Here is a 20,264-nt window from a genome sequence, read left to right on the forward strand (position 1 = left end):
CGGGCCGCGATCGGCGTGTGAGGCTCCGGTGGTGACCGACGAGATACAGCGAGCGATTACCGGCACGAGGCGCTGGCGCCGCTGTTGCCCGAAGCCGACGATGCGCTGCGGGAGGTGCGCGACTGGCTCGATCGTCTCGCGGTCTTGCGAGGTCAGGAAACGGGGTCGACCCGGACAACGGCGGCATGTTCGGCCACCACGGCGCGCTGGGCTTCGGTCAGCCCGGCCCTGCGGCTGTACTTGAACCCGCCGAGCTGGCTTCCCATCCACGGCAGTCGTTGCAGCGTGGCGTCTACCCGCTCGAAGAACTCAGGGTCATCGGGCGTCACCAGCACGCCGCACACATCGACCTGTTCCTTGTGGAAGGTGAGTCGTGCCGGCCATGGTTCGCGGAAGTTCTTCCACCAGTTCTTGGCTTCTGGCTTGGAGAGCAACACGATCGTCGAGTCACCGTCGCGCTGGTGGCCCACCGGGATGGTGTACCTGCGCCCGCTGGATCGGCCTTCGTACTCGAGCACCATGAGTCCGCGTGTGGCCGGTCCACCAATTGGTGAGCGGAGCAACCAGACCACCAGCCGGTTGGCTGGGGTGAACAGGTCGTTCAGCATCACCATGCGCCCCCGGCAGGATTCGAACCTGCGACGCACGGTTTAGGAAACCGACGCTCTATCCCCTGAGCTACGGGGGCTCAAGCGGCGAGAGTAGCTGCAATCCCAAGCGCCGCTAGCAGTCGCACGCGTGGATGATCGCCGAGGGTTGGTCGGTTTGACCTCTGCGCTGACCTCCAAGCATCTCGAATTCTGCAGACCTGTCTCCACCACCGCCTCTTGACGGAAGAAGGCTGCACTTGACCCGACAGGATTCCACTCTGATCTGCTGCGAATCAGACAACGAGGCTCAGGAGGACGGCGAGTACCTATCCAACTAGTTGCTCTCCAACGGAACACGAGGATCCCGAGCGGGTCGTCGAACGTGTGATTCAACATCTCTAGTGGCACAGGTAGTGCGCGAACGTGGGGTGTAACCGAGATGTGGATCCCGAATTCCGCGAAGCGGATCGACCCGTAAGGGTCGCTCACAGCACCCAAGAAGTCTTGACGGTTCCCAAGTTCCCGTCCCGGGTTGGTCACAGGGACCGCGCAGGATCTGCTGCGACGGCCAACACGTTGACCGCTATGGAATGGTTGTCATGTGCTCACCGTCGGTGTCGATCTGTCTGCGGATCCTTCGAAGACCGGCATGTGTGCGATCGACTGGGCAGGTCTGGAGATCGTGGTCCACGAGCGGCCCGTCACCGATGAGCAGATCATCGACGCTGTGGAGCAAGCAGACGTCGCCGGCTTCGATGTTCCGCTCGGGTGGCCCGACGGGTTCATCGACGCCATCACCGCTCACCGCGACCGCAACGGTTGGCCACCGGTTGAGGTTGATCCACCAAAGGATCGCGAGGCTCTCAGGTTCCGTTTGACGGACCTGTCCGAGATCGCGAAGGGTGCTCGTCCCCTCAGCGTCTCCACGGATCGCATCGGTGTTGCAGCTATGCGTGGTGCCCGACTGCAGAACCTGCTGGTCGCACGTGGCGTGCAGGTCGACCGATCCGGGGTTGCGGGCGCGGTGGTAGAGACCTATCCCGCGAGTGCTCTGAAGGCCTGGGGTCTGCAATCCAGCGGCTACAAGGGGCCAGCGAACCGACCCGTCCTGGAAGGTCTGATCGGGGAGTTCGCTGAGTCCACCAGCGTCTTGGGCACAACCATTCTCGCAGAATCGGGAGCTTGGACTGACGACGACTTCGACTCGCTCGTGTGCGCGTGCATAGCCAGAGCAGCCCGCCGTAACCAGACGCTCAGGCCGAGCTCGGAGCACCGCGCTCGCGCGCGGCGCGAGGGATGGATCCACACCCCGACCGCAACGCTTGGCGAAGTGACCAGTTAGCTGCTCATCGCTTGACACTGAACAGGTCATGATGAGGCCGGATCGCTCGTGTGTGGCGGGCGGCCCCGCGGATGCCTAGCAGTCGGGGTCCTGTAGGAACCGGTCGAAGTCGCACTCGCCGTCGGCGGGGTCGGTGTTCAGTTCGTCGAGCGGTGTCTCGAACAGCTCCTCGGTGTCGGTATCGGATTCGAACAGGTTCCAGTCGTCCTCTGACCAGCGACCGATGGGGAGGATTCCGCCCGTCAGCCACATCAAGGTCAACGCGACCGCGGACGGAGCCACGAACGACGCCCATCTAGCGGTGGCATTGTCCAGCCGTGGGCGCGGTGCGTGTCCGCTGCATCTAGGGGTTGCGTGTCGCTGTCTCGGCGCCCATGACCACAGCTGGGCATCCGATGGTGGTGACGAACATCCCGAGTCCGGCATCGAACCTGCCGAAGGGTGACTCGTTGGGATCAGACACGGTGACGAGCCTGGCTATGTCTCTTTCATGGAGGTAGTCCTACATGGCCCGGAGCCGCGTGATGCGCCTGTCGAAGTGTTCGGCGACTGCGACGGCTTGGTGGTGCCGTCCAACGTCGCCCGGGCGACCTCGGCACGTCCCGGACGAGGAGTGTGTCTGACGGCTTTCATCCGTCGAAGCTCGAGATCGTGGCGCTGATGATCTCACTGCTGTTGGGCTCGTCCTCGGACGGGATTGCGGCGAGGATCGTCCCGTTCTCGAGATCGATGATCTGCGCGAGAAGTCCCATTTCCCCGTCGATCCACGAGACGAGGAAAACCTCGGGGCGAAGCTCCCGGATCTGCACCGGTTCGCGCAACTCGCCGCGTCGAGGGGTCATGGTGACGCGAACGTTGCCTTCGAAGGTGTTGCGGAACTCCCAGCCGTTGTCGTAGGTGTAGCTGATCGTCGTTCCGTCGAATCGGGTGACGGGGTCAGACCAAGTCATGTGAGCCTCCACAGTGCCAGCGTGGTTCTGAGCCTATGTGGACGCGTGGTCGCTCTCTAGGGAACCATGCGCCGTTGAAGTACCCATCGTGAGGAACGCGAAGGTGCGCCGTACTCGCCTCTGAGGTGGCCTTGCGGGGGCGGGGCCGGTCGACTTGGCAGATCGAAACCGACCAGACGGGTGATTCCCGGTGGGGTGTCTCGTTCGATCCGCCCTTGACCAAGTTGGGTGAGTTCGAAACAGCCAACCCCGGCATATGCCCTTGATTGCGCGCTCGAGAGCCGACGTCCCCTGACTAGGACCAGCGGGTACGTCCCTCGTCGAGCAGTTTGGCCGCTGACCGGTAGAGCGAGGCCGAGACGAAGATGTTGCAGTCGTCGGCGAGTTGGCGGCACCAGTCGGCCTTGTGGGCCCGGGCCGTGGCGATGGAGGGGTCGTCTCCGGGAGCCAACGCGACGAGGTCGATGACGGCCAAGGCGGTGGGGAGGTCGCCGTTGTCGGCGACGGAGACCGCGTGGGCGATGACCTGGTCGGCGTCGACGGCATCCAGGATCGCTGACGCCGCTCGGTCGGGGTGGGGTGGGTGCAGGTCGGTGGGGTTGCGGGAGGCCCACCATCCATTCTCCTCCCGGTATAGGTCGCGAACGATGTAGTCGCGGGCGCCGTAGACCTCGGCCATGTACGGGTGGTCGAACAGCTCGGTCGGGTAGTCGAGCTCGCCGATGATCTCCACATCGGTCATACCCCGATTCATGCGGTCGACAACCTCGACCCGCACCCATCGCAGGGCCTCGGCCATCGCCGACAGCTGCCGGGCGACCTTGCCGGCGCCGCTCACCACCGGTCCGAACTCCTGGACCAGGATGTCGGCACCAAGGGCGTGCATCTCCTCGAGGGTCTCGGCCCAGCGAATGGTGAACCGCTGGGTGCGCAGGGGCGTGCCAATGTTGGGTATCGACGCGCCCGGGGTCGCCGCCCCGCCATAGAGGATGCCCTGTTCAGGGAGCCACAGCATGAGGGCGTCATCGGTCTCCGACGGCGCCGCGCGCAGGACGATCGGTCGGTCCGCGTCATCGATCGTGAGCTCGTCGTCGAAGGTGGTGGTGGGGTCGGTGAGGTCGATGAGGGGATCGAGGGCTGCTGGGGGCACACCGAACTGGATGCCGGCGAGGAGCTTCTGGAGCTCGCGGGTTTCGCGGTAGCGGTCGTAACGGTCGATCACCCGGCGGTGCGCGACGAGCTCCGGGAGGTGATCCCCGCGTTCGGTGGCGTGGTCCATCCATCGCGGAACGGCGGTGTTGTAGCCGAGGTGGCCGTGCGAGTAGACGACCGCTCGCACCGGTACCTCTGTGTAGGAGCGCAGCACCTCGATCATCCGCTCGGTGACGTCCCCGCCCGGACCGGCGTCAATCACCACCACCCCCTCGGCGGTCTCGATGCCGAGACTGTTGCCCTGAGTCGGAAGGAGGTGAATCCCAGGTGCCAGGGTCCTCGGGTCCTCGGTCGCGGACAGCACCATCAGCGCACTCCCTCGAATCGTCGGGTCAATTCCAGTTGGTTCGTGTGCGGGTCGCCTCCCCGGCGTGTTCGCGGAGACGTTCGACGGTGCCGGGGTCCCTCCCTCCCGGCCGCGGGGGCCGCGAACCGCATCCCGCCCGCATCGATCTCGATCTTCTCCATGGAGAAGTTCCTACTCGGTTCAGAGAGCCCCGTCATGCAAGTGGTGAAGTATTCGGCTGCGGCGCTGGAGTCGATCGACTCGGCCGATCTACTCGAGGTCATCTTCACCGATGCGATCTTCCGAGGCGATGGTCAACACCTGCAGCGCCCGCTGCGCCGGAGAGATTGGCATCACCGTCCCCGCCGGCTACAGGTGGTGGCACTGCCAGCACGGCCCTGCGCCACCAACCAGTGGTCAACTGCCGGACCGCCTCGCTGGCGTAGGTCTGCGGGGTAGTCCCAAGCCCGAAGGTGCCACGCACACCAGTCCCACACGGGACTCGACCGCTGCGGCTAGGGATCGGGGGTGTCGAGTTTCATCAACTCGATCTCAGCCGCCTCGACCCGGTCGGCCAGTTCGCCGACCCTTGAGCGGAGCCGCTCGTTCTCGGCGATGAGGTGCTCGCGTATCTTCACCGGTTCACCGCTGTTGACCAGTAGGTGGGCGCCGATTGCAGCATCGTCTGAGGCCAGATCAGCGAGCCGGAGAAGCATCTCGCGGATCAGCCTGACGCCCTCCATGCTGGCGTCGTCCATCAACACCTCATGGTTGTCGTAGTAGACCTCGTTCAGGTCGTGGACACCCTGCAACAAGCCCAGCGCGGCGGAGATGATCCGAGCACCGTTGGGTCGTTCGATGTCGGAGCCGATCGTCGCCTCTTGGGCTACGTAGGAGGAGGCGTCGTACTGGCCCTGTTGGATTTGGTTCATCCACCAAGATGTCGACACGGGCCAAGGGTCGTAGGACTTGCTCTGGCCGAGCAGCTCAGCCAAGATCGGCCGGGATGCATTGGCAAGCTCCTCCATCTCATCGAGGGTCATTGCTGAGAACCGCAGCGGAGGCCATGTCGTACGGACGTACTCGAGTGAAGAGCCGGTCTCGTCGTCCAACTCGTTGCGAATCGTTCGAAGCCATTCAGCCCATGGCTTCGCATCGCCGGTTTGGCGCCAGAGGCCCAGCGCTGCCAACGCTCGCGGGTCCGCTGCTGGAACGTGAGTCTCCGAGTCCCACCTAGCCACTGGAGTCTCCGTAACTATCTGGGAGCCTTGGTTTGCCGAGGTCGAGCCGCTCAGTCAGCGCTGTCTGGCTGCTGCGGGCAATGCCCGCCAAACCGATGTGCAGCGGTGCACTGATTCGTTGTCGTTCCCCCATAACTAACAAATGCTCACACAGCCGGACCCCTGGTGCAAGCGGTCGAGTCAGTGTCCGAAGGCAACTACACCACGCAACGCAGGTGAGCCTTCGGCTTGCGTGACTACCTGGACCTGGTGACAACCTCGAACGCTTCGGTCACATGAGGTTCGGAGTCCTCGCCGCACTCACCTCCTAGGCATCGGCCTCAGATAGAGGTGTACCCGCCGTCGGCCATGACGGCGGAGCCGGTCATGAAGCTGGCATCCTCGCTGAGCAGAAACGCCACGACTGACGCGATCTCCGACGGATCGCCGGCGCGGCTAATCGGCGGGCGCACCCGGGAGGAAGGTCGGTGCTCGGACCGGGGGGTGGTGGTCGCGTCGGCGGTTTCGATCGCGTGGTCGACGATCTTCGTGGCGACGAAGCCGGGGCAGACGCAGTTCGCTCGAACGCCGTCGTCGGCGTGCTCTGTGGCGACCACTCGGATGATCTGCAACACACCACCCTTGGACGCCTTGTAGGAGACGGCGCCGCCCCCGAGCCCATTCACGACCGAGGAGACCGAGCCGGTCGCAACGATGGCGCCACCTCCGCTTTCGATCAGGTACGGGAGCGCGTGCTTGATCGACAGGAACGGGCCGGTGAGGTTCACTGCGATCACCCGATGCCAGTCGTCGAGCGTCAGCTCCTGGATCCGTCCGCCGGTGGTGATGCCCGCGTTGGCGAACAACCCGTCCAGGCCACCCATCATTTCCGATGCCTCGGCGAGTACGCGCTGGGTGGCGGATTCGTCGGTGACGTCGAGCTCGTAGGCGGTGGCGGAGCCTCCGGCGGCCTCCACGAGCCGAACCGTCTCGGCCGCCTCTTCGGGTCGGACATCGGTGACCGCGACGGCCGCTCCTTCCTCGGCCAGGCGCACACAGGTGGCCCTTCCGATCCCCGTGCCACCACCGGTGACGAGAACGCGCCGTCCAGCCAGGCGCTCGGTCAGGTCCATCGGCTCAGCTCTCCTTGGCGACGAAGTCGACCACGAGGCGCCGCTGGGCGATACGCCAACCGTCGGGTCCTCGTTCGAACACGTCGTGGTAGGCGCCGACCACAGCCGGGCCGTTCAGGGGAGCGGGGCGCTGCTCACCGTCGCTGAGGTCGTGGCGATACAGGGTCAGGTACACCGTGCCCTCGGCGCGGTCGGTCTCGGTGTGGGACAGGTCGAAGGTCGTGCACACGTGCCGCGATACCCGGTCGGTTCGGCGCTGGCGTGCCTCGAAGCCGCGCTGCAACTGATCCCGCCCTCGCAGTTCGATGCCAGGCGCAGACCAGATGGCATCGTCTGTGAACAGGTCGACCACTTCGGCGGCATCGCCCGAATCCACCAAAACGCAGTATCGGAACACAAGGGCTTCGCACTCGGCTCGCACCAGGGCCTCATCGTTCATCCGGGCAGCGTACGGGACCCTCATTCCCGCCGTGGTCCGCCCGCCGTGGTCCACCCATCCTCCGTTCGGGACCGGATGGCCAAGTCGCTGTTGGCGCCTTCGACCCCGGCGTGTCACATGTCAATCGATCGGGGTGTCGTGGATCCAGTCGGCGATTGCCCGGGCGAGTTCGGGGCCGGCGTCTTCCTGGATGAAGTGTCCGGCGTCCGGGTAGTCGCGGTGGGGCTGGCCCTCTGCGCCGGCGATCTGGACCCTCGTGGCGTCGCGAGAGGCCTCGTCGCCGAAGATCGGGTCGAGCAGTCCGAACATCCCGAGCACGGGTCGGTCGAAGGCGTCGAGTGCGGCCCGGGCCGCTTCGTTGGTCGGCGCTTCGCCGACAGTGTTGATGAGCGACGGGAACATCCGAGGACCAGCCATGTGGAGGCGGGTGGGAAACGGGGCGTCATAGGCCATGATCTCGGCGTCGGTGATGTCGTCACGATTTATGGCGGCTCGCATCCCGACTGATGGCATGAAGTCTTTGCCGACCATGGCGTAGTTGATCCACTCGCCAAAGACAGCCATGCCTTGGCGTTCGCCCCCGCCGCCGACGACGAACGGGTACTCGAGATCCTGGGGTTCCAGCGAGTCGGGCACCGTGAAAGGGGCGAAACCCTCCGGAAGCACCGGGAGGTTGCCGTTGGCGACTACCACTCGGGCGAACCGGTCCGGGTTGTTGCCCACGCACCGCAACCCGATCAACGATCCCCAGTCCTGAACCACCACGGTGATGTCGGTCAGCCCGGTTGCGTCGAGGAACTCTTCGACCCAGGCGACGTGTTGGAGGTAGCGGTAGTCGTCGAGTTGCACCGGCTTGTCGGAGCGGCCGAAGCCGATGAGGTCGGGTGCGACGACCCGCAGGCCGGCGTCGGCGAGTACGGGGATCATCCGGCGGTACAGATACGACCAATCGGGCTGGCCGTGGAGGAGAAGGACGGTCTCGCCTCCGGGATCTCCGGCGTCGACGTAGTGCATGCGCATGCCGTCCACCTCGGCGTAGTTCGGTTCCCACGGGTAGCCGGGCAGATCGCTGAACGCTTCATCGTCGGTACGCGTGAAGGGGCGCCCCGAGGGGGTCCAGTGGATCTCGTCCTCGGTGCCGGTCACATCGGGTGGCAGCTTGGCTTCATCGGGCATCGGAGCCTTCTCGGGTTGTTGGAACGTCGTCCGGGCGAACACGACCGGGTTATTGCGCATTAAACTAGCAATTGTTGCGGGCCGTGCCGGTCGGCCCACGAGGAGGCAATTATGAGAAGGAGACAATCATGAGCGGATGGAAGGCAGCTGACGAGATCCCGGTCGCCCACACCCCGAGCGGTGGGTACGACGAAGTGCCGGATCCGATTCTGGGTGGATGTGGCGAGGGGATCGTCAAGGGGGCGCCCGACCTGCGGGGCTGGTGGGAGGTGACCGAGGTCGTCGCCGACGGCGCCCTTTCGCCGGACCACCCGATGATGGGTTTGCGCCAACGGATCGAGCAGTGCGGCGACCGCTTCGTCGTGACCGCAGGCGGTGTCGTGCACGACGGGCGAGCCGACGGAACCGAGGAGAACGGAGTGAACGACGTTGCGGAGTTCGACTTCACCACTCCCATCACGGTGGTTGCGACCTATGAGGACGGGGTGCACTTCCTGCGGCCGGTGGGCCTTCCCGTGGAGGTCACCCGTACAGTCGAGGACGGCCGGCTCGTCTGGGTCTATGCCGGCACCGAGACCCGGTCCCGCTATCTGGGCCCGGTCGACGAGGTGCCGCAGTAGGCCTCGACCGCTGCCCTCGACGTGATCGCTCGCCGGCGGGTGCCAGGGCACGGCGGTGGCCCGGCAGGCTCTCAAGTGGCGGCGCTGAGGTTCCAGGCCTCGATCACGCCCTGGTCACCGGTGACGGCGAGTGAGGTCGTGGGGATGCGGCCGAACAGCCAGCGAACGATGTCGTTGGCCTCGCCGGTGACCGAGTCGGCCGGGAGCGCCTCGCCGGGATCGATGAGTTCGACGACGAGGTCGTCCGCTCCTCTGCCCACCCGCCATGCGCGATCGAGGTCGACGGCGCGAATCCCGACGGGCATTTCCGGAAGACCTTCGCCACGCGGATCTTGCTTGGTGACGAGAAGCGCGCCGGGCCACATGTAGCGGAGGGTCTCGTCGATGGAGGTGGCTGCCCGATCCGCAGGGAGCATCGTGACTTCACCCAACACCTCCTCGGCGTCCCAGACGTGAACGGCTGTCTCGGTCGCCGCACGCAGAACCCAGCCCCGGGCGGTCCGGCGGTGCTGGAACACGTAACAGGGCGCGTCGAGGTCGCGGCTGGCCACGAACTCGGAGAAGTCCTCCGCGACCCGCATCAGGTAGCCGAGCCGCTCGGCGTTGCCCCTGGGGAGCGGCGGCTGCGAGTTCCACGATGACTCGAAGTCGATCGGCCGGTCGCCGTGGGTGAGGTTGTGGGTGTACCAACCCGACAGTCCCGATATGACGTGGGCGACGAGCTGGCGCATCGTCCACGGGGGACAGGTCGGCACCGGCTCGCGTGATCCGACGATGGCGGCGACCTCCGCGAGTCGGCCTGCCGACTCCACGATCCAATCTGTCAGCGCGGTGTCATCCATGTCGACCATTAAGGCGCTCCGATCGGGTGTCCGGATTCGTCGTTTCAGGAGAGGTGTCCGGTGTGCATCGAGCAGACGAACCCTGACGATGGCTCGGCTCGACCCTCGAGGAGGTCGCGGTAGGTGTCCTCGATCCCTTCCGATCCCTGGCGGTGCTCGATCCTGAGCCACTGCGTACTTTGATCGACCATGCGGCGATAGGCATGGTTGATGCGAGCCTGCAGCTCTGCTGGTCCCCAGTCCTCGACCCGCTTCGCCGCCTGCCCGGGGGCGAAGAAGAACTCCGGTTTGGGGCCCGGTATGTCGTGTTCGCCGGCAGGCATCTCTTCCCAGTGTGTGGCGCCGACATTGATCGAGAAGGCCAACGCATCGCCGAAGTGGGTGTGAACAGCAGCCCTGATCTCCGAGCTGCCGGCCATGTCGACCATGCCGGTGCGCTCCGAGGCGTCGAGTTCGTCGACCTCGTCGTAGGTGGCGACCTGGTCGTAGAGACCGAGGCCCTCGACGAACGCCCGGTTGCGGGCTGAGGTGAGACCGATTGCCGAGATGTCGGCTCGGCCCGCAAGGCATGTCGCCAGGGCGATGGACGTCTTGGAGGAGGCGCTGGTGACGATCGTGGAGGTGGCGCCCTCGAAGGTGCGGTCGCCCAGCTGGTCGTCGACGAGGAACGAAGTCATGAACATGCCGTAGAGCAGCAGGTACTCGTCCACGCGCTCGAGGTCGAAGTCGGGGTCTTCCTCGATGTTGCGGAAGTCGGTGTAGATGGCAGCGTGTCTGGCGCGATGGGGGCCGGCGTCGCGGAAGCCGTGCTCGCCCCGCGGGCTGGCATCGATGACGAGTTCCGTGCCCATGGGGTAGAAGCCGAAGTAGCGGCCACCGACGTGGATGTCGGCGTTGGAGGACTCTGTCACCGTCGCAAGTCCAATGGCTGGGATGCGACCCCATGGGGCCTCTGCGGGGAAGAACCCCCAGTAATCGAGCATGTCACCGGCCACGGCATAGGTGATGTTGTTGCTCGTGAGCGCGAACCGCTCTACCGAGAGCCGGATCTGCCCATCTGCGAGATCGGCCTGCGGGGTGCGGATTGCTCGGGTCTGGCGGAGATCCTGACGGCTGACTTCGAACATCATGGCGGCGACAGTACCGTTGTTGGGTCCGAATATGCCAGTGATGCACGCATAAGTTAGGGTGATGGTGTGGTCGAGATCGTTGAGCGGTCCGAGGTGGCACGTCCGTCGGACGTGGTGTGGGAGGTCCTGGCGGACTTCGGTGCCATCAGTCGTTGGGCGCCGAACGTGGCCCACTCGTGTCTCACGACCGAGCAGGAGAACGGTGTTGGTGCGGTGCGGCGGGTTCAGGTCGGCCGCAATGGGCTCCTCGAGAGGGTCGTCGACTGGGATCCGGGCCACCGACTCGCGTACCGCGTCGAAGGGCTACCTCCCGTTCTGAGGTCGGTCACGAACAGCTGGGAGCTCGAGGGCCACAACGGTTCGACCAGGGTCACCCTCACGAGCCATGTCGACGCCGGCGCCCGACCGCCACAGAAGGTGGTCGCCCGAGTGGCGAGTCGCGTGATGGCGCGGGCTTCGCGGCAGATGCTCGCCGGTCTGAAGGCACAGCTGGAGCAGGTCCCGTCGTGACGAGCCGTCCAGACGTCGTCGTACTCCTGACGGACCAGGAGCGGGCCGCGCCACCGTACGAGTCGGCCCCCGTCGCGGACTGGCGGCGCCAGAAGCTGGTAGGCGCCCAGTGGTTCGAGGACAATGGCGTGTCGTTCCGCCGGCACTACACGGGCTCTCTCGCATGCGTGCCCAGCCGCCCCACGCTGTTCACCGGCCAGTATCCCGACGTCCACGGCGTCACCCAGACCAACGGCCTGGGAAAGATGCAGGACGACTCGAGGATGCGCTGGCTGCGACCGGGCGAGGTGCCGACACTCGGACACTGGTTCCGAGCCGGCGGCTACGACACCCACTACGTCGGCAAGTGGCACATGACCCATGCCGACCTGACAGACCCGGCAACCGGCGATGGGCTCGCGACCCACGACGACCACGGCGTGGTCGACCCCGCAGCGGTGCAGGCATACCTGGATGCGGACAGGCTCGACGAGTTCGGGTTCTCCGGTTGGGTCGGACCCGAGCCTCACGGCGGCAAGCCCTCGCAATCCGGACTGGTGTGCGACCCGATATACGCGGACCGCGCAGTGGCCTGGCTGGAGGACCGCTACGCACGCCGGCGTGCCGGTGAAGTGGATGCATTGCGCCCCTTCCTGCTCGTCGTCAGCTTCGTCAACCCCCACGACATCGTCTACACGCCCGGCTGGCTCGGTCGGCTCGGACCCGGCAACCCGTTCGCATCCGATCCCGACAACCCCCCGGATATTCCCCCGTCGCCCAGCTACGACGAGGACCTGGCCACCAAGCCGGCGGCACAGATCGCGTACCGAGCCGCGTATCCCACGACCTACGGACCGGCGCCGGCGGTTGAGCGGTCGTACCGCGGGCATGCCCAGGAATACCGCAACCTGTACTACCGACTGCACCTCTGTTCCGACGGCCCACTCGACCGGGTCCGACGCGCGATAACCGACGGCGGATCCGGCGAGGCCGTGATCGTGCGCAGCTCCGACCACGGCGAGTTGTTGGGCGCACACGGAGGACTGCACCAGAAGTGGTTCAACCTCTACGACGAGGCCACACGCGTTCCGTTCGTAATCGCCCGGGTCGGCCGGGAGGCTACGACCTCGCGGGCCGTCGACGACGCGCCGACCTCCCACGTCGACCTGCTGCCCACCCTGCTCGCCGCAGCGGGGATCGACCGCGCCGAGGTCGCACAGGAGATGGCGGACGCGTTCAGCGAGTTGCACGAGCTGCCGGGTCGCGACCTCATGCCCGTGGTCGACGGTGCCGAGCCCGACACCTCGCGCACGGTGTACGCGATGACACGGGACAACATGCCAGAGGGTGACTCGGGGGCCAGCGGGCTGGCCAGGCGGATCGGTCTGGTCGACTCACAGCCGCCTCCGTTGCGGATCCAGGTGCCGGCACACGTAGCGGCGAACTTCGAGAGCATCGTGAGCAGGGTCGACACAGCCGATGCCGACCAGGGCGCCGGTCACCTCTGGAAGATCGTGCGCAGCTTCGATGACCCGGCCACCTGGACTGAGCCGGGCATACGGCACCTTGCGGGAACGGGTCAGGGTGGCGAGCTGTACCGCTCGACGCCCCTGCCCGACCAGTGGGAGCTGTACGACCTGGACGACGATCCCAACGAGATGTGCAACCGGTCCGACGACCCGGATGCGCGAGCTGTCTTCGAACTCCTCTCGGACAGGCTCGGGGTCGAGCGCAGAGGCGTCGTTCCCGATCGCAACCAGCCATGGCCCTACGCCGCCCGAACTCCCACCGGAGGTCCACCCGTGAAGAAGCCACCCCTGCCCGCGCTCGCGGTTCGCAAGGTCCTGCAGCGCGTCGGCATGCACCCGGATGACACCGAGCAAGTCGATGTCGACGCAACGGGCCGGAGGGCGTTGGTGATCGCCACCAACCACGCCGTCCTCGACGTCGGAAAGCCAACCGGGGTCTATGCCAGCGAGCTCACGGTGCCGTACTACGCCTTCCTCGACGCCGGGATGACCGTCGACGTCGCCAGCCCCGCCGGTGGTGTGATTCCCGTGGACCCGACGTCGCTGCGGGCGGTCATGCGAACCGAGGCATGCGACCGATTCCTCGCGGATGATGACTTCAGGCTGAAGGTCACCGAGTCCCTGGCGGTCGGCGAGCTCGACATGGCCGATTACGACATCGTGTACCTCGCCGGCGGCTGGGGAGCCGCCTTCGACCTCGGCTTCTCCGAGGAGTTGGGTCGCCAGATCACGGCTGCCAACGATCTCGGGCGGGTCATCGGCGGTGTCTGCCACGGCCCGCTCGGACTCGTGAAGGCCACGGCTGCCGACGGCTCGCCACTGGTGGCCGGTCGTCACGTGACCGCTGTTACCGACAAGCAGGTGCACGAGCTCGGGATCGACAGCACGCCGCAACACCCAGAAACCGAGCTGCGAAGTCTCGGTGCCGACTTCGAGAGCCAGACCCGCTTCCGAGACCCCTTCGCGAACCACTGGGTGGTGGACGGGAACTTGGTGACAGGCCAGAACCAGAACGCCGCACCGATGGTGGCGCGCGAGATGCTGCGCCTCTCGGACGAAATGGGCCACTGAGACCTCTCACTTCGATCGCCAGTTGAACCACCAGGATGGAGTGTGACTGCATGCCGAAGTATGGACAGCTGAACGAGGACTACATCGCCACATGGTTCCAGCGGGACGAGCCGGGGGGCCCCATGTGGGCGCTCAACCTCATGAAATACCGCGAGCAGGCGGAGTACTCGGACGGGCGCGAGTCCACGCTGAGCGGGATCGAGGCGGACAACCGGTACGCCCCGCACGAACACCTGGCCGCCGTCGGGTCGCGGATCGTGCTCTTGGCGCCGGTGCTGCATCACCTCGTGGGCGACGGCTGGAAGTGGGACCGCATCGCCATAGCCCAGTACCGCGACCGCATGGCGATGGTCGAGATGAGCTCGAACTCCGACTTCCAGAAGGACGAACAACACAAGGAAGCCGGGATGGACTTCACCGTCGTGTTGGCCAGTTTCCCGGTGGACGACGCACCGGTACCGCCGCAGGTCTCCGGGGCTCGGGACGGTCAGCTCCTGCTGCTACAGGTGGTCGGTGACGCCTCGACCGAGGACCTCGCCGCCGAAGTGGAGTCCACCCGGATCGGCCGGCTCTGGGTCGAGGATCGGGTGATCGGCGACGGCCGTAGGTTCGCCGAGGCCCGATTCGACCTGATATCGCCTCAGGTAGCCGACGCACTGGCGACCCGCGCGTACGTCACCGACGACACGCGCTACGCGCTGATCGCGGACCCGGTCATCGATGACGTTGCGCGTTCCCTGAGCGACCCGACGCGCGTCCTGTTCTGAGTTTTCGCACCCTTCGGGCTCTAGGACCAGCCGCCGTCGTGGGCCACGAACTGGCCTGTCACGAAACCGCAGGTACCGTCCAGGTAGGCACAGCACAGAGCGGCGCACTCCTCGACGGTGCCCAGTCGGCCCATCGGGACGTGCGACTCGACCTGCGAACGAACCTCTGGATCGGTGGCACCCGTGGCCTCGAGGAAGGCCGGGAAGTCCATGAAGTTGGTGCCAAGGGCGTTCACCTGGACGCCCTTGGGTGCCATCTCCCGGGCCACGTTCTTGGTCAGGTGGGTAGCTCCAGCGCGTAGTGCCGAGTAGAGGGGGGCGCCGACGATCGTGCGTGCCCCGGAGGAGCTGGTGATCACCAGTACCTGTCCGGCCTGCCGGTCGATCATCGGGGGGAGAACCGCCTTCAGGAAGTTGTAGGGAGCGTCGATCAGGCCGCGTTCGAGCTTGGCCAGCTCCTCGGAGGTCGAGTCCAGGAACATCCCACCGATGATCTGTCCGGTGAACGCGGTTGCGGCGTCGAGCCGGCCGAAGCGGTCCAGCGCCGAGGCGACGAGCCGTTCGGCGGTTTCCGCCTTGCTGAGGTCCCAGGCGTTGTCGACGACCTCGACCCCTGCGCCCATGGCTTTCAGGTCGTCGACCAACCCGTCTACCGGATCGCCGATCACGAGGTCATGGCCCCGTCGCGCAAGTTCGCGGGCAATCGGCGGACCGACATATGTGCTCGTGTTGGCGACGAGCGCAACCCGCCTCTCGTCAGTTCCGCTCGGTTCACTCATGGCTTCATCTCCTTGCCTGTCTGGCCGGTCCGGTGGGGACCGGATGCCGGTCGCGCCTCACGGGCCGCACGAGGGCTACTTCCACGGGTATCCCGTTGAGAACTGCTCTGCCCGCAGAGGGGACCGGTCCGGTTGTGCAGGGAGCTCTCAGGCACCGTGGGACCACCGAGAGCCCGGGGGCATCAGGTGTCATTGCCGGGTACACGGGGTGACCCTATCAGCGCTGCGAACAATTGCCAGTAGAATGCGCACCAACTAGTGTGTACGTGCGGCTGGGGGTAGGCCACTGCTCCCGGCAGCACAACCTGCCACGACGTCCCAGTCGGGGGAGGCGGAGGACGAAGTGGAACTCAACGGAAGAAACGCAGTGGTGACGGGCGCCGCGTCGGGCATCGGACTGGCCCTGACCGAGCGCTTCCTCGCAGAGGGGATGTCGGTTGTCATGGCGGACATCGAGGCCGACAAGCTCGAGAGCGAGGCCGACCGCCTCGCGGCCGACGGAGCTCGGGTGTCGGCGTTCGAGTGTGATGTCTCCGATCCCGCCCAGGTCCGCGCCCTGCGCGAGAGAGCGGTCTCCGACCACGGTGCGGTGCATGTGCTGTGCAACAACGCCGGGGTCGCGCTCGGTGCCAGGAACCTCGACACATCGGCCGAGCAGTGGCAGTGGGTCATCGGTGTGAACGTCCTCGGCGCGGCCTACGGCTGCAGCGAGTTCGGCCCGCTGATGGTCGAACAGGGTGAGGGTCACATCGTCAACACGTCCTCCGAGGCCGGCCTGTGCAGCACCCCGATGCTCGGCTCCTACCACGCGTCGAAATACGCGGTGGTGGGATTGTCAGAATCGTTGGCGATGGAGCTCGATGGCACCGGTGTGGGTGTGTCGGTGCTGTGTCCTGAACTCGTCGACACGCAGATCTTCGAATCGACACGCAACGCACCGGCAGAACTGGGCCTGCCCCGCCCGCGCCCAGTGCCCCTGGAGAAGATCGAGGAGTTCATGGGCAGCAAGGCGATGGCACCCTCAGATGTGGCCGGCAAGGCCGTGTACGCAATACGTCAGAACAACTTCTGGATCATCACCCATCCGGTCACCGAGACCCGCTACCGCCTGCGCAACCGTGACATGGAATCCGCAACGAATCCCCGGTTCCGAATGGGTTGAGCGCGCGGAACCGGCCACTCCCATGGACAAGGACCGAAGAGCCCGAACCCTGATCGGAGCCCAATGCAGATTCTCCAGACTCCCGACGAGGTGGCAGATGGCCTTCCCGGCTATGACTTCCACCGCCGCTACGCGACCGTTCCATCAGGAGACGGCCAGGAGATCCGGATCCACGTCGTCGACGAGGGAAGCCAAGAAGGCCACCCGGTCGTCTTCCTGCATGGGAACCCTTCGTGGTCCTATGTGTGGCGCGAACAGATCAAGGCGGCATCCGCGGCCGGCTTTCGGTCCATCGCACCTGACCTGGTCGGAATGGGGCTCTCCGACAAGCCCTCGGACATGTCCGACTACACCGTCGCCCGCCATGTCGAGTGGATCCGTGCGCTGCTGTTCGATCAGCTGCAACTTGCTGCACCGACTTTCGTACTGCACGACTGGGGCGGGATCATCGGCATGCGCATCGCTGCGGAGAATCCCGATCGGGTGGCGGCGATGGCCATTACCAACACGGGGCTGCCCTGGCGCGACATGGCTGAGCCACTTCCCGAGAAGATCGAGGCCGCAGGCCCCTTTGCGGACTTCCAGGCCTTCGCAGCCAGCGCACCGAGATGGGAACCATGGTCGCTGTTGCCGATGGTCATGGCCACTGAGCCTTCGCAGGCCCTGGTCGAGGCGTACCGCGCCCCCTACCCGGACGACTCACTGACTGTCGGCAGTCGGGCCTTCACGCAGTTGCTCCCGACCCGACCGGACAACCCGATGTACGCCGACAACTACGAGGCCTGGCGCTCGCTGGAGCGTTTCGAGAAGCCGGTTGTCACGATCTTCGGTGGCTTGGACGTGGTCGCTCCTGACGGCTGGAAGCCGATTTTGGAGCGGATCCCGGGTGCCCAGGGTCAGCCGCATGAGATCCTTGCCGGCGGCGGCCACTTCCTGCAGGAGGACCTGCCGGAGCAGTACACCGAGGCACTGATGGCGTGGTTGTCAGGCCTTCATGAGCGGTGATGTCGGCATCATCGGGCCTCCTCGGGCGGCCGGTACTGTGAGGCGGGATGGTTGATCTGGCCGACACCGAGGAACCGGACGAATCCGATGAGCCGGCGGACGGCCGGGTCGCCCGCCGGGAGCGCAACCGGAATGCGGTGCTGGACGTCGTGCTCGAGATGTTCGGGGAGGACTCGATGTTCCCCACCATCGAGCAGGCGTCCAGGCGATCGGGTCTTTCGCTGAGATCCTTGTACCGGTACTTCGCAGATCCGGGCGAGTTGGTGGACTCCGCCATCAAGCGTCATCAGGAAACCACCGGAGGCCTGTTCCACCTGTCGGCCATCGGTCAGGGTCCTCTCGAACATCGGATCGCTGAGTTCGTGAAGATGAGGATCCGTGGCTACGAGGTTGTGGGAGCGGTGTACCGCGCGTCAGTTCACAATGCCGGCCGACACCAGCGGGTGCGCGATGACCTTGCCATGAATCGTCGCCGCATGCGCGAGCAGTTCGACAAGCAGTTCAAGCCTGAACTGGCCGAGCTTCGGGGGCAGGACCGTGAGGCGGTGGCTTCGGCGGGTGATGTGCTGACACAGTTGGACACCATCGACTTGCTCCGGCGGGACCGCCGGATGACTGCCGTCGAGACCGAACGCACGCTGGTCACAGGCCTCGGCGCCATCCTTCACACGTAGGGTCGGAGGTTCAGCTCGAGATCCACACCCCGCTGAGCGGATGCCCCCCGGAGAGCTCCTCCGACGGTTCTGACCCGTCCGGCATCCTCGGCCCCAGCACCCCACGGACCTCGGGGCCGGTGGCAACATTCCATGTGACCCATTCCTGCCACAGTCCGTACGCCTCGCTTCCGAACCGTTCGTTGATCTGCTGGTAGGCGGCCCGGCGCTCCTGCGGGTCACCGGATGTGCGCCCGGTGTCGAGCAGGGCGCTGATCTCGGGGTCCCGGATGCGGGCGAGGTTCAAGCGGGAGTCCGTCTGCCACTGGACGTAGTTGGTGTCCGGCTCGCAGCCGCCGTGGCGACGCCACAGCACGGCGTCGAAGTCGCCGCCAATGACCGTGCTTATCAAGGCCGCCTGCTCGACGCCCTGGACCTGCACATCGATGTCGGCCTCGTCCCACATCGACTGCAGGAGCTGGACATCCTGTGAGTTCTCGGAGTCGGCTCCGTAGACGTAGGTGAAGCTGAGTTGCTCACCCGTCGCTTCCTCGTAGGCCGCGGCATGGCGTGCCGACTGCTCGAGGTCGAAGTCCGGGTAGCCGGTGTCATCGAGGTGGCCGATGCTGCCTGGTCCGAACGGCCCCGAAGCCATCTCGACACTTCCGTTGTAGCGCACCTCGTTGAATCGATCCCGGTCGATTGCGTGAGCTGCAGCGAGACGCGCGTCACGGTTGTCGAACGGGGGCTTCGACGTGTTCAGTAGGGAATACCTCACCTCCGGGCACTCCTCGGAGCGGACCAGAGCGATGGTTCCGGACTCCGCGTCAGCTTCCCAGAGCTCACCCACCGTTGCGGCTGCGGAGTGGGCGAGGTCTACGTCGCCCGCTGCGACGGCATTGGACCGGGCGGATGCGTCAACAATGGGCCTGAACACGACTCGGTCGAGGAAGGGCAGCTGGTTGCCGTCCTCGTCGGATCTCCAGTAGTCCGGGTTGCGGACTGCTGTCAGCTGGTCGTTGGGGACCCACTCCTCCAACATGAACGGGCCGGTACCGATCAGGTTCCGATCACATGTCTCGGTATCGTCCAGCTGGGCCTGAGCCATCACTCCGGCCTGCCCGCCGGAGTACAGCGCCGCCGGAAGTGCTGGCCACGGGATGCTCGTCGTGACCTGAACGGTCGAGTCGTCCACCACCTCGACGCTCTCGATGGGCTCGAGAACGAAGCGCGTCAGCAGTGGCGTCCTGGTTGGGTAGGCGCCCGTGAAGGCGTCCAGGTTGTTCTTCACCACCTGAGGGGTGAGTGGTGATCCGTCATGGAAGACGACCCCCTCGGGAAGGGTGATGGTCCACTGCGTGAAGTCTCCGTTGGGCTCGATCGACTCGGCGAGGAAGGGTACGAACTCTCCATCAGCGTTGGGCGCAGTGAGTGTGTCGTAGATGGACTTGGCTACCTGGAGCCCCGAGATGGCCAGCTGGGCCTCGGGCAGGCACCAGCCGCCCGATGTCTCGGCCTCGAGGCCGTAGGTCGCCGAACCTCCGTACTGCGGGTCGCCCGGATCAGTGGTCTCGTCGGCTCCCGAGGCCGCCGGTTCGTCTCCGTTCCCGCATGCCGTGGCAAGCATCACGAGTGATGCGAGCAGGGGCACAACGAGCGGTCTCGCACGCGAACGCGGAGTGCTGCCGGCGCTGGAGCCTGTGTTCCTGTCGGACACCTCGTTCACCCCCTTGTCGTCGGCGGCATCGTCCCGCATGCTCGGGCCGGCCCCCTCGACGACAATATGCCATCTATACTAGCAGTAGTTGTTCGGTTGCGGCGAGGGTCGGTTGCGGCGAGGGTTGCAGGGTCAGGTTCCGCACACGGGGA

20 protein-coding genes and 1 tRNA gene are annotated in these 20,264 nt (G+C 65.7%); 8 read left to right on the plus strand and 13 right to left on the minus strand.

The features are described from left to right. Positions 1-152 precede the first annotated feature (152 nt). Both GY812_13270 and GY812_13275 read right to left on the minus strand, forming a co-directional pair. Positions 153-614 carry a nitroreductase family deazaflavin-dependent oxidoreductase gene (locus GY812_13270; GenBank protein ID MCP4436450.1) on the minus strand — a complete coding sequence of 154 codons (462 nt, stop codon included), beginning with the start codon at positions 612-614 and terminating at the stop codon, positions 153-155. A 1-nt stretch (position 615) separates the two neighbouring features. Further along, a tRNA-Arg gene (locus GY812_13275) sits at positions 616-688 on the minus strand. Positions 689-1,191: 503 nt separating this feature from the next. Between GY812_13275 and GY812_13280 the strand changes: the two genes are divergently transcribed. Next, positions 1,192-1,932, plus strand: a complete 741-nt coding sequence (locus GY812_13280) for a DUF429 domain-containing protein (GenBank protein MCP4436451.1) — start codon at positions 1,192-1,194, stop codon at positions 1,930-1,932. A 75-nt stretch (positions 1,933-2,007) separates the two neighbouring features. Here the strand turns inward: GY812_13280 and GY812_13285 are convergent, their stop codons facing one another. From GY812_13285 to GY812_13315, 7 genes are all read right to left on the minus strand, one after another. Next, positions 2,008-2,184: a hypothetical protein gene (locus GY812_13285; protein MCP4436452.1), complete on the minus strand. Its 177-nt coding sequence runs from the start codon at positions 2,182-2,184 to the stop codon at positions 2,008-2,010. Between the two features lie 377 nt (positions 2,185-2,561). Next, entirely contained in the window at positions 2,562-2,882 is a 321-nt protein-coding gene (locus GY812_13290; protein ID MCP4436453.1) for a hypothetical protein, read from the minus strand. 295 nt (positions 2,883-3,177) lie between these two features. Further along, positions 3,178-4,401 (minus strand): MBL fold metallo-hydrolase, encoded by a 1,224-nt coding sequence (locus tag GY812_13295; GenBank protein MCP4436454.1) that lies wholly within the window; start codon positions 4,399-4,401, stop codon positions 3,178-3,180. A gap of 494 nt (positions 4,402-4,895) precedes the next feature. Beyond that, the gene (locus tag GY812_13300) at positions 4,896-5,423 is read right to left on the minus strand and encodes a hypothetical protein (GenBank protein ID MCP4436455.1); all 528 of its coding nucleotides are present in this window, start codon (positions 5,421-5,423) and stop codon (positions 4,896-4,898) included. Positions 5,424-5,941: 518 nt separating this feature from the next. Beyond that, positions 5,942-6,733 carry an SDR family oxidoreductase gene (locus GY812_13305; GenBank protein ID MCP4436456.1) on the minus strand — a complete coding sequence of 264 codons (792 nt, stop codon included), beginning with the start codon at positions 6,731-6,733 and terminating at the stop codon, positions 5,942-5,944. A 4-nt stretch (positions 6,734-6,737) separates the two neighbouring features. Beyond that, positions 6,738-7,172: a nuclear transport factor 2 family protein gene (locus GY812_13310; GenBank protein ID MCP4436457.1), complete on the minus strand. Its 435-nt coding sequence runs from the start codon at positions 7,170-7,172 to the stop codon at positions 6,738-6,740. 120 nt (positions 7,173-7,292) lie between these two features. Then, positions 7,293-8,348 (minus strand): alpha/beta fold hydrolase, encoded by a 1,056-nt coding sequence (locus GY812_13315; protein ID MCP4436458.1) that lies wholly within the window; start codon positions 8,346-8,348, stop codon positions 7,293-7,295. A gap of 128 nt (positions 8,349-8,476) precedes the next feature. Here GY812_13315 and GY812_13320 point away from each other — a divergent pair, with 128 nt between their 5' ends. Further along, positions 8,477-8,968, plus strand: a complete 492-nt coding sequence (locus GY812_13320) for a hypothetical protein (protein ID MCP4436459.1) — start codon at positions 8,477-8,479, stop codon at positions 8,966-8,968. Positions 8,969-9,039: 71 nt separating this feature from the next. Here the strand turns inward: GY812_13320 and GY812_13325 are convergent, their stop codons facing one another. Together GY812_13325 and GY812_13330 are read right to left on the minus strand one after the other, a co-directional pair. After that, on the minus strand, positions 9,040-9,819 hold the full coding sequence (locus tag GY812_13325; GenBank protein ID MCP4436460.1) for a maleylpyruvate isomerase family mycothiol-dependent enzyme: 780 nt from the start codon (positions 9,817-9,819) through the stop codon (positions 9,040-9,042). Between the two features lie 35 nt (positions 9,820-9,854). Beyond that, positions 9,855-10,940 carry a DUF2855 family protein gene (locus GY812_13330; protein ID MCP4436461.1) on the minus strand — a complete coding sequence of 362 codons (1,086 nt, stop codon included), beginning with the start codon at positions 10,938-10,940 and terminating at the stop codon, positions 9,855-9,857. A 66-nt stretch (positions 10,941-11,006) separates the two neighbouring features. Here GY812_13330 and GY812_13335 point away from each other — a divergent pair, with 66 nt between their 5' ends. The 3 genes from GY812_13335 to GY812_13345 are packed head-to-tail and all read left to right on the plus strand — an operon-like array spanning position 11,007 to position 14,796. Continuing rightward, positions 11,007-11,450, plus strand: coding sequence for an SRPBCC family protein (locus tag GY812_13335; protein ID MCP4436462.1), 444 nt, complete (start codon positions 11,007-11,009; stop codon positions 11,448-11,450). Next, on the plus strand, positions 11,447-14,029 hold the full coding sequence (locus GY812_13340; GenBank protein MCP4436463.1) for a sulfatase-like hydrolase/transferase: 2,583 nt from the start codon (positions 11,447-11,449) through the stop codon (positions 14,027-14,029). The genes GY812_13335 and GY812_13340 overlap by 4 nt, the downstream gene beginning before the upstream one ends. Before the next feature lie 50 nt (positions 14,030-14,079). Then, positions 14,080-14,796, plus strand: coding sequence for a hypothetical protein (locus tag GY812_13345; GenBank protein MCP4436464.1), 717 nt, complete (start codon positions 14,080-14,082; stop codon positions 14,794-14,796). Positions 14,797-14,816: 20 nt separating this feature from the next. Here the strand turns inward: GY812_13345 and GY812_13350 are convergent, their stop codons facing one another. Continuing rightward, entirely contained in the window at positions 14,817-15,575 is a 759-nt protein-coding gene (locus GY812_13350) for an SDR family oxidoreductase (GenBank protein MCP4436465.1), read from the minus strand. 343 nt (positions 15,576-15,918) lie between these two features. Here GY812_13350 and GY812_13355 point away from each other — a divergent pair, with 343 nt between their 5' ends. From GY812_13355 to GY812_13365, 3 genes are all read left to right on the plus strand, one after another. Continuing rightward, complete coding sequence (locus tag GY812_13355; protein MCP4436466.1) at positions 15,919-16,737, plus strand: SDR family NAD(P)-dependent oxidoreductase; 819 nt, start codon at positions 15,919-15,921, stop codon at positions 16,735-16,737. 63 nt (positions 16,738-16,800) lie between these two features. Beyond that, positions 16,801-17,742, plus strand: a complete 942-nt coding sequence (locus tag GY812_13360; protein ID MCP4436467.1) for an alpha/beta fold hydrolase — start codon at positions 16,801-16,803, stop codon at positions 17,740-17,742. Between the two features lie 47 nt (positions 17,743-17,789). Then, complete coding sequence (locus tag GY812_13365) at positions 17,790-18,416, plus strand: TetR/AcrR family transcriptional regulator (protein MCP4436468.1); 627 nt, start codon at positions 17,790-17,792, stop codon at positions 18,414-18,416. A 10-nt stretch (positions 18,417-18,426) separates the two neighbouring features. Here the strand turns inward: GY812_13365 and GY812_13370 are convergent, their stop codons facing one another. Further along, positions 18,427-20,151: an ABC transporter substrate-binding protein gene (locus GY812_13370; protein MCP4436469.1), complete on the minus strand. Its 1,725-nt coding sequence runs from the start codon at positions 20,149-20,151 to the stop codon at positions 18,427-18,429. Positions 20,152-20,264: the final 113 nt, after the last annotated feature.

The sequence above is a fragment of the Actinomycetes bacterium genome, assembly GCA_024222295.1.
In the GTDB taxonomy this organism is placed as follows: Bacteria; Actinomycetota; Acidimicrobiia; order Acidimicrobiales; family Microtrichaceae; genus JAAEPF01.